This window comes from Hamadaea sp. NPDC051192 (genome assembly GCF_040682475.1).
GTDB lineage: Bacteria > Actinomycetota > Actinomycetes > Mycobacteriales > Micromonosporaceae > Hamadaea > Hamadaea flava.
This window is the reverse complement of sequence record NZ_JBFBAZ010000066.1, coordinates 1-14093: the sequence shown is the minus strand read 5'-3', so window position 1 is coordinate 14093 and position 14093 is coordinate 1. Positions and strand designations below refer to the sequence as shown.

General features: G+C 70.7%; 13 protein-coding genes. 8 read left to right on the top strand and 5 right to left on the bottom strand.

Annotated features, from left to right (window positions below):
- Positions 1-12 precede the first annotated feature (12 nt).
- From AB0M47_RS25325 to AB0M47_RS25295, 7 genes are read left to right on the top strand one after another with little or no spacing between them, the layout of a single operon-like run.
- The gene (locus AB0M47_RS25325) at positions 13-351 is read left to right on the top strand and encodes a hypothetical protein (protein ID WP_363418310.1); all 339 of its coding nucleotides are present in this window, start codon (positions 13-15) and stop codon (positions 349-351) included.
- Positions 348-791 carry a GPW/gp25 family protein gene (locus AB0M47_RS25320; protein ID WP_363418309.1) on the top strand — a complete coding sequence of 148 codons (444 nt, stop codon included), beginning with the start codon at positions 348-350 and terminating at the stop codon, positions 789-791. Before AB0M47_RS25325 ends, AB0M47_RS25320 begins: the two co-directional genes overlap by 4 nt.
- On the top strand, positions 788-3442 hold the full coding sequence (locus AB0M47_RS25315) for a putative baseplate assembly protein (RefSeq protein WP_363418307.1): 2655 nt from the start codon (positions 788-790) through the stop codon (positions 3440-3442). Before AB0M47_RS25320 ends, AB0M47_RS25315 begins: the two co-directional genes overlap by 4 nt.
- Positions 3423-3950 (top strand): phage tail protein, encoded by a 528-nt coding sequence (locus AB0M47_RS25310; protein WP_363418305.1) that lies wholly within the window; start codon positions 3423-3425, stop codon positions 3948-3950. Before AB0M47_RS25315 ends, AB0M47_RS25310 begins: the two co-directional genes overlap by 20 nt.
- A 10-nt stretch (positions 3951-3960) precedes the next feature.
- Positions 3961-4968 carry a hypothetical protein gene (locus tag AB0M47_RS25305; protein WP_363418303.1) on the top strand — a complete coding sequence of 336 codons (1008 nt, stop codon included), beginning with the start codon at positions 3961-3963 and terminating at the stop codon, positions 4966-4968.
- Positions 4965-5450: a hypothetical protein gene (locus AB0M47_RS25300; protein ID WP_363418301.1), complete on the top strand. Its 486-nt coding sequence runs from the start codon at positions 4965-4967 to the stop codon at positions 5448-5450. The genes AB0M47_RS25305 and AB0M47_RS25300 overlap by 4 nt, the downstream gene beginning before the upstream one ends.
- Positions 5451-5462: 12 nt before the next feature.
- Complete coding sequence (locus tag AB0M47_RS25295) at positions 5463-6218, top strand: hypothetical protein (protein WP_363418299.1); 756 nt, start codon at positions 5463-5465, stop codon at positions 6216-6218.
- 86 nt (positions 6219-6304) lie between these two features.
- On the opposite strand, the gene AB0M47_RS25290 is transcribed toward AB0M47_RS25295, so the two are convergent.
- On the bottom strand, positions 6305-6559 hold the full coding sequence (locus AB0M47_RS25290) for a hypothetical protein (protein ID WP_363418297.1): 255 nt from the start codon (positions 6557-6559) through the stop codon (positions 6305-6307).
- A 115-nt stretch (positions 6560-6674) separates the two neighbouring features.
- Here AB0M47_RS25290 and AB0M47_RS25285 point away from each other — a divergent pair, with 115 nt between their 5' ends.
- Positions 6675-7529, top strand: coding sequence for an NAD(P)-dependent oxidoreductase (locus AB0M47_RS25285; protein WP_363418295.1), 855 nt, complete (start codon positions 6675-6677; stop codon positions 7527-7529).
- Here AB0M47_RS25285 and AB0M47_RS25280 read toward each other — a convergent pair.
- The 4 genes from AB0M47_RS25280 to AB0M47_RS25265 all read right to left on the bottom strand — a co-directional run.
- The gene (locus AB0M47_RS25280) at positions 7520-8062 is read right to left on the bottom strand and encodes a hypothetical protein (protein WP_363418293.1); all 543 of its coding nucleotides are present in this window, start codon (positions 8060-8062) and stop codon (positions 7520-7522) included. The genes AB0M47_RS25285 and AB0M47_RS25280 overlap by 10 nt on opposite strands.
- Before the next feature lie 29 nt (positions 8063-8091).
- Positions 8092-10959, bottom strand: a complete 2868-nt coding sequence (locus tag AB0M47_RS25275) for a glycoside hydrolase family 2 TIM barrel-domain containing protein (RefSeq protein ID WP_363418291.1) — start codon at positions 10957-10959, stop codon at positions 8092-8094.
- An 82-nt stretch (positions 10960-11041) separates the two neighbouring features.
- Positions 11042-12361: a hypothetical protein gene (locus AB0M47_RS25270; protein WP_363418289.1), complete on the bottom strand. Its 1320-nt coding sequence runs from the start codon at positions 12359-12361 to the stop codon at positions 11042-11044.
- Between the two features lie 213 nt (positions 12362-12574).
- Positions 12575-14093, bottom strand: a 1519-nt coding sequence (locus AB0M47_RS25265; protein WP_363418287.1) for a M3 family metallopeptidase, incomplete at its 5' end; no start/stop codon positions are given.

Genomic DNA, 14093 nt, shown 5'->3' with positions numbered 1-14093 from the left:
GGAGGCACGGCGATGGAGTGGATCGACCTCGAGTCGGTGATCAAGTGCGACCACGACGGCCGGGTGACCAACCTGGCGTCGCAACAGTGGGTCACGATCGGCGGTATTCCGGTGCTGGTCGCCACCGATCCGGAAGGGCGCGACATCGTCGCCTGCCCCAACTACGGCCCGGTCGTCAAGCCGTGCGCGAAGACCTTGAAGGTCGCCGTCGGCTACAGCGAACGCCTGAAGATCGACGGCCACCAGGTCGTGCTGTCGCACCTGGACGGCCTGACCGACGGCACCCCGCCCGGTTTCGTGCACTACAAGGTCCGTGATCCGAAGCAGACGTACGTGAGGTCCGACCTATGAAGGCGATCCGGTTCCTGGGCGCCGGGTTCGACGCGGCCGTCACCGGCGGGCTCGGGCTGACCTCGGCCGGGACGCTGGCCATGACCGAGGGCGACGAGAGCGTGCGGCAGGCCCTGTTCCTGCTGCTGTCGACGACGCCGGGCGAGCGGCTGATGCGCCCCGGCTACGGCTCCCGGCTGCATCGGTTGGTCTTCGCGCCCAACGACGACACCACCGCCGGGCTGGCCATCCACTACGTACGCCAGGCGATCGCCCGCTGGGAGCCGCGCGTGGACGTGCTCGACGTCGACGCCCACCCGGATCCGGACGCGCCGTGGCGGCTGCTCATCCGGCTCGACTACCGGGTGAAGGCGAGCCTGTCGCCGGGCGTCCTGGCCTTCTCGGTGGATCTCGACCCCTATGCCCAGCCCGGCTCCGAAGACGCGGGAGACCTCCGATGACCCTGCCCGTGCCCAACCTCGACGACCGCACCTTCCTCGACCTCGTGACCGAGGCGCGCGACCGGATCCGGCGTACGCACCCGGACTGGGATCTGTCGGTGCACGATCCCGGGATCGCGCTCGTCGAGGCGTTCGCACACCTCACCGAGGTGATGGTCTACCGGCTGAACCAGTTGCCGGAGAAGGCGTACGTGGCGTTCCTGAACCTGCTCGGCGTCAGCCGGCACGCCCCGGCCGCCGCCTGGGCCGACGTGACCTTCACGCGGACCGGGTCCGACCAGGGCACGATCCGGATTCCAGCCGGCATCCGTGTGGCTGCGGCCCGGGGCGCCGACCCGCAGCCGGTCGTCTTCGTCACCACCGAACCCGCGCTGCTGGCCGCCGGCCAGGCCGAGGTCACCGTCCGCATGCACCACTGCGAGCTGGTCGAGGCCGAACTGATCGGCACCGGCACCGGCGAACCCGGTCAGGTCCTGCGGGCGGCGCGCGCGCCGCTGGCTCATACCGCCGAGTCGCTGGACCTGCTGCTCGGGGTGGAGGTCCCGGCCGGTTCGGTGGAACTGGGCGCGGCCGCCCGCGAACACGACGGGCGTACCTTCGAGATCTGGCGGCCGGTCGCCAACTTCGCCGAGGCGGGCCCGGCGTCGAAGGTCTACGTCGTCGACCGCTCCACCGGCACCTTCACCTTCGCGCCCGCCGTCGATCTGCGTACCCCGGAGAACTCCACCGGCCTGGCCGCCCTCGCCGCGGTGCCGCCCGCGGGCCGTCAGGTGCGAGCCTGGTACCGCGCCGGCGGCGGCCCGGCGGGCAACGTCGCCGCGGACACCCTGACCGGGCTGCGCGACCCGCTGCCCGGCGTGAAGACGACCAACCCGCAGCCCGCACGCGGCGGCCGGGCGATGGAGTCGATGGACTCCGCGATGCTGCGCGGGCCGTACGAGTTCTTCGCCCAGCAGCGCGCGGTCACCGCGCGCGACTACGAGATCCTCGCGGCCAAGTCCGGCGCGATCGCCCGCGCCCGCGCCTTCACCCGCGCCGACGTCTACAGCTTCGCGCGGCCCGGCGAGGTCGAGGTGGTGCTGGTCCCGTCGGTCCCCGACGAGGCCCGGCCCGGCGGTCGCCTGCCGGTCGCGGTGCTGCACGACCACGAGGTCGAGGAGGCGCGCGACCGCGCCGAGGCCGACCTCGAACGGCGCCGCTCGCTGGGCACGAGCTGCCGGGCCACCTGGGCGCGCTACAAGGCCGTCTCCATTCAGGCCACAGTGGTGGTACGCCGAGAGGAGGACGCCGAGGCGGTGGCCCGTCGTATCCACGACCGGCTGTACCAGACGCTCAGCCCGCTGCCGACGGCGTTGAACCCGACCGGCTGGGCGTTCGGCGAACCGCTGCGTGCCTCCAATGTGTACCGAATGTTGGAGCAGGCCGAGCCGGGTGTGCGCTACGTCGACGACGTCCGCTTCGTGGTCGCCGAGGCGCCCGACGCCACCGTACGCTGCCTCGCCGCCGACCAGTACCAGCCGCGTACCTGGTATGCGGGGACCGGCGGAGTGCTGTTCCGGTCGACCAACGGCGGCGCGGGCTGGGAGGCGGTCGGCCGGTTCGACGGCGAGACGGTCGTCCGCGTCGTGCCCGCCCCGGCGCCCGCCCGCCCCGGCATCGTGCCCCGGCCCGGTTCGGTCGCGGTGCTGACCCAACGCGAAACCGGTTCCCGGGTGCACCTGACGACCGACCTGGGCGAGACCTGGACCCAGCTGTCCGGGCTGGACTCCCAGGCGCAGGACGTGGCGTGGCTCGACCGGGACGGCGTCGGCATCCTGCTCGTGGCGACCGACACCGGGCTCTACGAGGTGCCGCTGCTGCCCGGCTCGGTGCCCCTGCCGATCCAGGTCGACGCCACCGACGCCGACCGCGGCTTCTACTCCGTACGCACCTTCGTCTCCGAACGCGGCGTGGCCGGAGTCGCGCTGGCGTCGATGGCCAACTTCGGCGTCTACCTGTCGACGAACGCGGGCCGCAGCGGCTCGTACGCCAACGTCGGGCTGGCCAACAGCGACTGCCGGGTGCTGGCCGTCCAGTACGACGGACCGGCGACGCTGCTCTGGACCGGCACCGGTGAGGCCGATCCGAAGAAACCGGGGCACGGCTGCTATCGGACCCGGCTGTTCGAGACCGACGTCAAATGGCAAGGCCTGGCGAGCGGGTGGACCGGCGGCACCTGCCGGGCGCTCGACTTCGCCGGCGGGCTGGCCGTCGCGGCGACCCAGAGCGGCGGCGTGCTGAGCCTCGACACCCTGGCCAGCGAGCCCAGCTGGAAGACCGTGTCGGTGAACTGCGGCCTGCCGTTGCGCGACCGTACGCGATTCGTCCCGGTCGACGCGGTCGCCGCCGCCGTCGTCCCGGCCACCTCGGCGGCACCCGCCGTCGGCCGGGCCACCGTCGGCACGGCCGGCACCGGCGGCACCTCCGCCGTCGAACGGCTGATCCTGGCCGGCGGCGCGAACGGCGTCTTCCGCAGCGCGGCCGCGGTGGAGTGGACGCCCAGCGCCAACCAGTCCACCGCCGACGTCGTCACCGTCCCCGACACCTGGCTGCTCTGCTCCGGCGAGCACGACATCAAGGTGGTGCAGCAGGATGCGCCGAGCGGCGATTGAGCGGCTGCTCCCAGCCGCGTACCAGCGGGCCGCCGTCCCGGGCAGCGTGCTCGGCGCGCTGCTCGACGCGATGGAGACCCTGCACGAGCCGGACGAACGGCTGCTCGCCGACGTCGACTCGCTCTTCTCGGCGTACCGGACCTCGGAGGCGCTGGCCGCATACCTGACCCGGTGGGTCGCCCTGGATGAGGTGATCACCTCCCCGTCCGGGGCCCGGCTGCCGATCCGCCCCGGCGACCTGCGCAACCTGGTCGCCATCGGGGCACACCTGGCCCAATGGCGCGGTACGCCCTACGGGATGCGCCGCGCCCTGGAGGTCGCGACCGGCGTACCGGGGTTCACCGTGGTCGAGCCCGCCGATCGTCCCTTCCACCTGATCGTCCGCGTACCCCCGGCCGCCGCCGACCGGCTGGCCCTGGTCACCCGCCTGGTCGCCGTGGAGAAACCGGCCGCCACCACCTTCGAGGTGGTCGTCGAACCTGCCCTGCCCCCCATTCCTACTGCTTAGGAGCACCCTCATGACGACCGAGTGGGCCGTGGTCCCCCTCGCCGAGCAGTTCACTCTGAACGCCGAGAACGCCGGCGAACTGAAGTTCAGCGTCACCAATCCGGGCGCGGCCGCCGACACCGTGGTCTTCGATGTGATCCCCGGTGACGGCGCGCAGCGCGACTGGTTCTCCGTCGCCGAGCCGCAACGGCGGGTCGGCCCCAACGAATCCGTCGAATTCCTGGTCAAGCTCAAGGTCCCGGCCGGCACCGCGCCCGCCCGCGCCGACGTCGTCGGGCTGGCGTACTCGGCGAACACCGCGCCCGAGGAGTCGTCGCGGACCAGCGGCCGGGTCGCCTTCGAGTGGAAGCCGAAGGAGAAGCCCAAGCCGATGTGGCCGTGGATCGCCGCCGCGGTGGCCCTCGTGCTGCTCGTCGGCAGCATCGTGACCTGGCTGATCGTGTCGAACAAGGGCAAGCCGGAGGTGCTGCCGAGCACCAGCCCGTCGCCGTCGGCCTCGCCCACCCCGGTCACCCCGATCAACCTCACCTGGGAGGCCGAGAGCCTGGTCCCCACCGCGCAACTGTTCCGCAAGAACGCCACAACCGCCGTCGTCGTGCAGGACAACTGCTGCAGCTTCGCCTGGAGCGGCAACCGGCAGCTGTGGTTCCAGGCGCACGCCGTGGACGAGACCCTGTCGGTCACCTTCCAGACCGACCACGAGGCCACGCTCGCCCTGCGCACCGTACGCACGACGTCGTTCGACTACGCCGACACGGTGTGGACTGTGGACGGTCAACTCGTCGGCGGCACGTTCGCGGGCTACACCGCGGACGTCCGCAAAACCGGGCTGCTGACCGTCGGCTCGTTCAAACTGGCCGCCGGCAACCACACGCTGACCCTGCGCATCGTCGGCAAGAACGCGGCGAGCGGCGGCTACTTCGCCGGCGTCGACCAGATCGTGATCACCTCCAGCGGCATCTTCATCAATCCGGGAGACCTCGTGCTCATCACGAAGATCCCGTTGCTGAAGCCGTGAGCACGAAGCAGAAGGTGCTGCTGATCGGCCTCGCCGTCGTGCTGATCGTCCTCTTCGTGCTGGCTGTCGGGCTCGGCGGCCGGCGCGGGGAGGGCGACGCCGCCGATCCGCCCGATTTCCTGAGCTGGCTCGGCAGGTTCGGGGCCAAGCAGTCCGCGGTGGACCCGACGACGGTCACCGCGCCCTGCGCGGTCGACGGCAAACCCGCCACCTTCACGTTCACCGGCTCGTGCACGCTGACCGTCGCCGACCCGGGCGGACTGAAGACCCTGACACTGCGCAGTTCCAAGACGTTCACGGTCAAGGCGCCCGCGCCCGGCGGAGCCGACGTGCACGTCAAGGACACCGTCGACCCGTCGCCGCAGCCGTCGCCGACCCCGGATCAGGCGGTCGCCCAGATCGCCGTCGACACCCGAACCGAGATCGAGCTGATCTGCCCTGGTCTCGGCACTCAGTGCACCGTCGTCGCGACGGCCGGATGACCGGGAGGAGACATGGGCGAACTACGCAAACCGTTCCTGCTCCTGGCCTTCCTGGCGGTCACGCTCGTCGTGCTGGTCGAACTCGGCTCCGGGCTGATGCTCGGCGGGCTCGACGCCTCCGGCGCGCTGGCCCACACCGCCGACGGCATGGACGTCGACCTCGGCGACATCGGCAACGTCTCGGAGCCACCCGGCCGGGGCATCATGTACCTGGCCTTCATCGACATCATCGCGCTCTACACGACCGGCCTGTTCACCCTGAGCCTGGTCGTGCCCGACCGGGTGCAGGGCCGAGTGCAAGGCATCGCGACCCTGATCGGCTCGATCATCCTGATCATCGTCTCGATCGTCATGCTCATCATCGCGTTCATCGAGCTGATGGTGATGATCTCGCTGGTCTTCGCGTTCCCCTTCGGGACGATGGCGTACCTGGCGATCTGGGGATTCTTCCCGGTCGCGAAGGCCTCGGTCATCGTCGGCCTGCTGATGTTCCTCAAGCTGGCCTGGGCGATCCTGCTGATCCTGGCCCAGCCGCGGTTCCTGCAGAACAAGGGGCTCGTGCTGCTGATCCTGACCTCACTGGTCTGCACGCTGTGCCTGGAGTTCCTGCACGGCCTGCTGCCGCTGATCTTCGTCAGCATCCTGGACGACATCGGCGCGATCATCTTCGCCGTCACCGGGATCGTGTGGGGCATCGTGCTGCTCATCGGCTCGATCCCCGCCATCGTCAAGGCGGTACGCGTCACCGCCGCCCTCACGAAAACCTGATCCGCCGCAGATCAGGGATATGCAGCTGTCCGAGCGCCTCGGAAGCACGCACATCCCTGATCCAGCGGTGTCACCCGGCCGGGTGATCAGGCGTCGAAGGCCGGCTTCGCGCCGAGCAAGTCGTCCTTCGCGGTGGCGGCCGCCTTCCTGGCGGAGTCGCCGGCCTGCGGCGAGTCGCTCAGCTCGGCCTCGACCTCGTCGATCAGGACGGCGAGTTCTTCGTCGACAGCCTTGTCACGGCTGCGCTTGCGGCGCACCGCGTACGCCGTGACTGCGGCCGCCGAACCCGCGGCGATGACGCCGGCCGCGATGTACGTCTTCTTGCTGGGCATCTTGGGCACGTCCCCTTCCCGAGATCCTCCCGTGGTCCCGCGGATCAACCTAGCGGCCCTTCTGGGCGGTTCGCAGAAAAACGGCGATTTGTCGGCACGGACGGCGTACGGGCAGGATAAGGGCATGACGCATGTTGCGGTGACCGGAGGAAGCGGAAAGCTGGGCCGGGCAGTCGTGGCGGATCTGCTCGCCCACGGCTACGAGGTGCACGTCCTGGACGTCGTGCCGCCGAGCGACCCCAGAGCCCGGTTCACCCGGGTGGACCTGACCGACTACGGGCAGGTCGCGGGCGCGCTGAGCGGCGTCGACGACCGGTACGCCCACCTCGACGCGGTGGTGCACCTGGCGGCCCTGCCCGCACCCGGCGTCGCCCCGAACGCGGTGATCTTCCACAACAACGTGACGGCCAGCTACAACGTCTTCGAGGCGGCACGGGTGGCCGGCATCCGCAACATCGTCTGGGCGTCCAGCGAGACGCTGCTCGGCCTGCCGCTGGACACCCCGCCGCTCGCCATCCCCATCGACGAGACGCATCCGCCCCGGCCGGAGTCGGCGTACTCGCTGGGCAAGCTCGTCGACGAGACCATCGCGGGACAGTTCTGCCGATGGGACCCTCGACTGAAGATGATCGGGCTGCGGTTCTCCAACGTCATGGAGCCCGGCGACTATCCCCGCTTCCCGGGGTTCGACGCCGACGCACGGCTGCGCAAGTGGAACCTCTGGGGCTACATCGACGCCCGCGACGGCGCCCAGGCGGTCCGCAAGGCGCTCGAATACACCACACCCGGCCTGGAGGTCTTCATCATCGCCAACGCCGACACCGTGATGAGCCGCCCGTCGGCGGAGCTGGCCGCCGAGGTCTTCCCCGACGTCACGGTGACCCGGGAGGTCGCCGGCACCGAGACGCTGCTCAGCATCGACAAGGCTCGCAAGGTGCTCGGCTACGAACCCGAGCACAGCTGGCGTACTCAGGCCTGAGCCGCCACCTGCTCCTCATAGCGCTGCCGCAGCCGAGCCGGCACCGCGCTGTCGGCGAACCCGTTCACCCGGGCCTGATACCGCGCCGGGATCAGCGCCTTGACCCGCTCGGGATAGCCCGCCCCGGCCTGCGCGATGCGTACCACCGGCGGCTGGCTCAGCTGCACGGCCACCGGACCGGAGATCCGGGCCGACTGGTCCCACGGCGTACCGGGTGGCGCGGCCGCGCACAGGTAATACGCGTACGCCACACGCACCTCGGAAACGCGCTGGGCGTCCGGCGGTTCGAAGCCGAACGGCTCGGCGGCGCACAGCACCCGGTCGCCGGCGGTCACCTCGTGCCCGTGATTGTGATGCTCAGCCGGCGACACCCGCTCCAACGCCGCGACCACCTGGGGCGCGAGCCCGGCCAGCACGTCCTGTTCGGACGGTACGCGCAACGGCCCGGCCACGCCCACGGCGAGCAGCCCGAGCACGGTCAGCCCGGCCTCGACCCGGAGCCAGAAGCCGTTACGCCGCAGCCACTCACGCATTGGCGCATTCTAATGCGTACGCCTCCGAATCAGGCCAGCGCGAGCGCGCTGAACGTCACCGCGAACGACATCGGGCCCGCCGTCAGGTCGTACGCCGGCAGCGTCTTCGGCCCGCACGACGCCGACCCGATCCCGTGCTGCGCGAGGTCGACGTTGACCCACACCCGCTCTCCGGCGACGAGGTCTGGTGCGTGCTTGGCCGCCGCCAGCTGCTCCGACGTCCACCGCCGGGCGGTGAGCTGGAAGACCGGGTCGCCCTCGATACGCAGGCCGAGCCCGGAGAAGTCGGTCAGCTCCGCCCAGCGGACGTCCATGCGGGAGCCGTTCTCCTGCGGCATGACGTACGGCGTCTGCAGCTTGTCGACGGTCGACTCGAAGCGGCCGATCCGCGCCGCCTGCCGGACGTCGGCGTACGCCTCTCCGGGGCCGCCGCCGTACCAGGTCACCGCGTCGATCAGACCCGGCAGCCCGAACCGCAGCCCGAGCCGGGGCAACACGACCGGCCAGTCCCCGTCCGGCTCGACCGACAGCTCCAGGCGCAGCCGCTCGTCGTCGCCCGTCCACCGGTAGGTCGCGAACAGCCCGAAGTCCGCTGCGGCCGCCGCGGCCCGCGTACGCACCACGAGCGCGTCACCATCCAGAGTGGACGAGATGAGCCGCTCCCGTACGCGGTCCAGCCCGTGCTGCCGCCACGCGTCGGCCAGTTTGCCGTTGAACCCTTCGTCGTTGTCGGTCGGCGCACGCCAGACGTCCAACCGGGGCGGGTGGAACGTGACCCCGCCGATGCCGGTGAGCCGCCCGTCGGTGAACCGCCCGGGGCCGACCCGCTGCAACGAGGGCTGCCGTCGCGTCGCGTTGAGCGGCCTAGGAGACCAGGCGACCGCCTGCCACTGACCCCACGCGATCTCGTGCTCAGCGGGCGCCCATGGGGTGTCCTTGGCGAGCACCGCCCGCACCGTCCAGTACGCCTCCCCCGCCGGCGTGCCCTTCGGCGCGGGCGGCAGCGGCAGATCCGCGTACGCCCCGGCGGCGAGCGGCGGGCAGGTCAGCTCGCCCGCGCCCAGGACCACCCCCTGCACCTGGTACGACCAGCGCAGCCGGATGTCGGTCAGCTCGGCGAAGTCATACCGGTTCGTGACGCGTACGGCGTCTCCTGACGGGGCCCGCGTCAGCCGGATCGGCTCGACGACCTTCTTGAACTCCAGGAGCCCGGGCGACGGCGTACGGTCGGGGAAGACCAGCCCGTCGCAGACGAAGTTCCCGTCGTGCAACTCCTCGCCGAAGTCGCCGCCGTAGCCGTAGATCTCCCGGCCCTCGGCGTCCCGGGTACGCAGCCCGTGGTCGATCCACTCCCAGATGAACCCGCCCTGGAGGCGGTCGTGCTGCTCGAAGAGCTGCTGGTACTCCAGGATGCCGCCGGGTCCGTTGCCCATGGCGTGGCCGTACTCGCACAGGATGAACGGCATCTGGCGACGCCGCGCGTCCAGCTCCGCGTCGTCGAGCGCAACCTCCGTGCCCTGCCCGATCAGGGCGACTTCGTCCTGGTGGGCGTACATGCGGGAGTAGACGTCGACGTACCGGCAGGACCAGTCGCCCTCGTAGTGCAGCGGACGGGTCGGGTCGAGCTCCCGGATCGCCGTGGCCATGTGTCCGAGGTTCTCGCCGACGCCCGCCTCGTTGCCGAGCGACCACAGGATGATCGAGGGATGGTTCCGATCCCGCGCGACCATCCGGACCGCCCGGTCGACCAGGGCCTCCCGCCAGGCTGGATCGCCGGTCGGATTACGCCGCCAGCCGGTCTCCTCGAAGCCGTGCGTCTCGAGGTCGCACTCGTCGATCACCCAGAGACCCAGCTCGTCGCACAGGTCCAGGAACCGCGGATGCGGCGGATAGTGGCTGGTCCGGACGGCGTTGATGTTGTGCCGCTTCATGAGCAGCAGGTCCGCCCGCATCAGCTCCTCACTCATGACGCGGCCGTGATCGGGGTCGAACTCGTGCCGGTTGACCCCCCGGAGCAGGATCCGCCGTCCGTTCACCCGCAGTACGCCGTCCACGATGGACACCGTGCGGAAGCCGACCTGCACCACGGCCCGCTCGGTCGCGGTCGCCACCTCGACCCGGTACAGCCGGGGCGTCTCGGCCGTCCACGGCTGCACCGGGCGGCTCACCGACTCCCCGGCCGCCACGTCGATGCCCAGTTCGGCGCAGGTCACCCGGGCGTCGCCGGCCGGCCCCTCGACCACCAGCGTGCCCAGGCCGGTGCTCTCCGCGTACAAGCTGGTGACGCGAATGTCGGGCAGACCAGCCGGCGGCCGGGCGATCAGGGTGACGTCCCGGAAGATCCCCGGAAGCCACCACATGTCCTGATCCTCGACATACGTCCCTGCGGACCACTGGTGCACGCGGACCGCGACCACGTTGCCGGTCGGCCGCAGCAGGTGGCCGACGGCGAACTCGACCGGCAGCCGCGAGCCGAACGTGATGCCCAGCTCGACACCGTTCAGCCAGACCTTGCCGCACGACTCGATGCCGTCGAACCGCAGCACCGCGTCACCGCCGGGCCAGTCCGCCGGCAGGTCGAAGCCGAGCCGGTGGTCGCCGGTCGGGTTCTCGTCCGGCACGAACGGCGGGTCGATCGGGATGGGAAAGCGCACGTTCGTGTAGATCGGGCGACCCCACGCACCGTCACCGTGCAACGGCCAGTGCGACGGCACCGGCAGATCGGCCCAGCTCGCGTCGTCGAACCCCGGGTCCGCGAAATCCTCGGGCGCGCCCGCCCGCGGATGCCAACGGAACCGCCAGGTCCCGTTCAAACTCAACCGGGGCGCGTCGGAGACGACGTGCGCGCGCGGCGTGAGGCCGCCGGTGCCGGGCGAGATGACCTGGTGGTACGCCACTGGAGCTCCCGTTGTGCGAGGTGGTGCGCGGTCGTGCCCCGCCAATGTAGCCGACTGATCTTGGTGGGGCCGTCGGCCCAGGTCAGTAGCGCTTGATGAACCGGATCAAGTCAGCCTGAACCGCCGACCACTCGGCGTGGAACGACAGGGGCGCCGCGCTGGCGGGGGTCTGCCCGGTGCGGAGGACACGATTGACGAAATCGACCAGCGCCGCCCGGCCGAATCGCTGTTCCAGCCGGTAGACGGCCAGGAAGGCGACGCCGTAACGGCCGTTGGCCGCGGCGACCGAAGCGTTGTCCGCCGGGGAGATCCCGGGCAGCTTTCCGTTCCAGCCCGAGTCCACGAAGCGCCGGGTCACCGAGGTCGCGTCCCAGGTCAGACCATGTTCGGCCGCCTCCGCGTAGCCCTCGATCAGCCACCAGTTGTTCGACCAGTAGTACGTCCCGTACGCCGACGCGGTGTGGGTCAATTCGTGCCGCATGACGCCGGGCAGATAGGACGCGCTGATCTCGGCGCTGTTCAGCACGACATCGGCGCTGTACGGGCCCGTCGAGATCGAGTAGCCGATCGCCCATTTCGCGCGCTGCCCGCCGAACCACGTCTTCCACTCGCCCTTGCTCGCGAGGTAGACCCGATACTGGTCCGGCGTCCGGCCACCGACGGCGTACTGGTCGGCTTTGGCCGCGCCCTGCTCGGCTGCGGCCAGGGCAGCCGGCAGCCGACCGCGGAGCGAGGCGGTCGCGGCGACCATCGTCCGCGGCCCGATCGCCACGTACAGATCGGCCACCTCCCACGGATGCGTGTTCTCGTACCAGTGGCTGCCGGTCTTGCTGGGACTCAGGGCGATCAGCCGAGGCCCGTCCGCGGTGTCCTGCCAGACCGATGGCTCGACGACGCGCACCGCGACGCAGTCCGGCCGGACGAAGCACACGTCGATGTTCAGCGCGACCTTCCATTGCCCCGGTTTGTCGCCGCCGAGCAGCGCCCCAGCGTTGACCCGGTACACCGAGGCCTTCATCGCCGTCAGGTTGCGGTACTGCCGCCGCAGCATCGACGTCGCCCCCGGCGACGTCGCGACCTGCAGGTACGTCTCCTGGTCCTGGGCCAGCAACGCCCCGGCGAGCTTGGTCAAGGCCGCCGCCACGCCGTCACGGACCACCAGCATCCGCAACGCAGTCGTGTCCCCGACGGAGGTGGGGATCGTCGGCTTCGGGGACGGCGTCGGCATGGGCGGCAGCACGATCGAGTGCCGGTCCGGCCGGAACGCGTACGCGGCGGCGGCCGCCCCCGGCAGGCCCACGATCAGGGCGAACGCGACCAGCAGCAGCACTACCCGGCGGGCGGTCGAACGGCGCGCGGTCACCGGGGACGGCGTCGGGGGATCAAGATCAGCGGAGGACACCGGCGGAGCTTAGGGCTCGGCCACCTGTTCGCGCTGCCCCCGGTGGGCGTACCCGGAAAAACGGTCACCGCTTCCAGCCCGCGCTGGATCAGGGTTCTAGGTCGAATCTTGGGCCAAGATTCGACCTAGAACCCTGATCCGCCCGGAGAGGGCGTACGCGCAGGGAGGGCGTACGCGCGGGGAGGGCGTGCGCGCAGGGAGAGGGCGTACGCGTCAGGCGCGGTCGAGGCCCCGGCGCGTCAGCAGCGGCTCGATCTGCGGATCACGGCCCCGGAAGCCCCGGAAGAAGCTGAGCGCGTCCGCCGTGCCGCCCCGCGACAGCAGCTCCGTGCGGAACGTGTCGCCACTGCTCCGGAGCAGACCGCCCTGCTCCTTGAACCACTCGACGGTGTCGGCGTCGAGCACCTCGCTCCAGATGTAGGAGTAGTACCCGGCGCTGTACGCCGACCCGGTGAAGATGTGCGCGAAGTAGGTCGTCCGGTAGCGCGGCGGCACCGCCGGCACGTTCACCCCGGCCTTCGTCAGCGCGTCGGCCTCGAACGCCACCACGTCGTCGAGCAGCCCCGGCGCTTCCAGGTCTTCCACGGTCAACGTGTGGTACGCCAAGTCCAGCAACGCGGCCGCGAGGTACTCGGTCGTGGCGAAGCCCTCGTTGAACTTCGCCGCCGCCTGCAGCCGGTCGACGATCTCCTGCGGCAGCCGCTCACCGGTCTGGTAGTGCGTCGCGTAGTTGCTGAGCACCTCAGGCCACAGCATCCAGACCTCGTTCACCTGGGAGGGGAACTCCACGAAGTCGCGCGGGACACGCGTACCGGTGAACTTGGGGTAGCGGACGTTGGAGAAGAGCCCGTGCAGCGCGTGCCCGAACTCGTGGAACATCGTCCGCACCTCGTCCAGCGTGAGCAGCGTCGGCTCACCGGCCGGCGGCTTGCTGATGTTGAGGTTGTTCACGACGACCGGCTTGGAGCCGAACAGGTGCGACTGGGTCACCAGGCTGTTCATCCAGGCGCCGCCCCGCTTGGAGTCGCGGGTGTAGAAGTCTCCGTAGAACAGGCCGAGCGCCGTCCCGTCCTCGTTGAACACCTCGAAGACGCGCACGTCCGGGTGGTAGCCGGGCAGGTCGTGGCGCTCGCTGAAGCCCAGGCCGTAGAGCTTGCCGGCGGCGTGGAAGACGCCGTCGACGAGCACGCGCTCCAACTCGAAGTACGGCCGCAGCTTGCTTTCGTCGATGTCGTAGCGCTGCTTGCGGACCTTCTCGGTGTAATAGGCCCAGTCCCAGGCCTCGACCGCGAAGCCGCCGCCCTCCGCGTCCACGACCGCCTGCAGGTCGGCCAGCTCGGCCTCCGCGTTGGCCACCGCCGCCGGCGCCAGCTTCGCCAGCATGCCCAGCGCGGCGTCCGCGGTCCGCGCGGTGTTGTCCTCGATCTGGTACGCCGCGTGATGCGGATAGCCCAGCAGTCGCGCCCGTTCGGCGCGCAACTTGACGATCCGGCGCACGAGATCGGACGTGTCGTTGTCGTTGCTCTGCGCTCCGCGTACCACCGAGGTCTGATGGATCCGCTGGCGCAAGCCGCGGTCGTGGAGCGACGCGAGCGGCGGCTGAGCGGTCGGGAGGATGAGGGTGAGCGCGTAGCCGTCGAGGTCGCGGGCCTTGGCCGCCTCGTGGGCCGACGCGATCGCGTCGTCGGAGAGCCCGGCCAGCTCGGCGGCGTCGGTGACGACGACGGCGCTG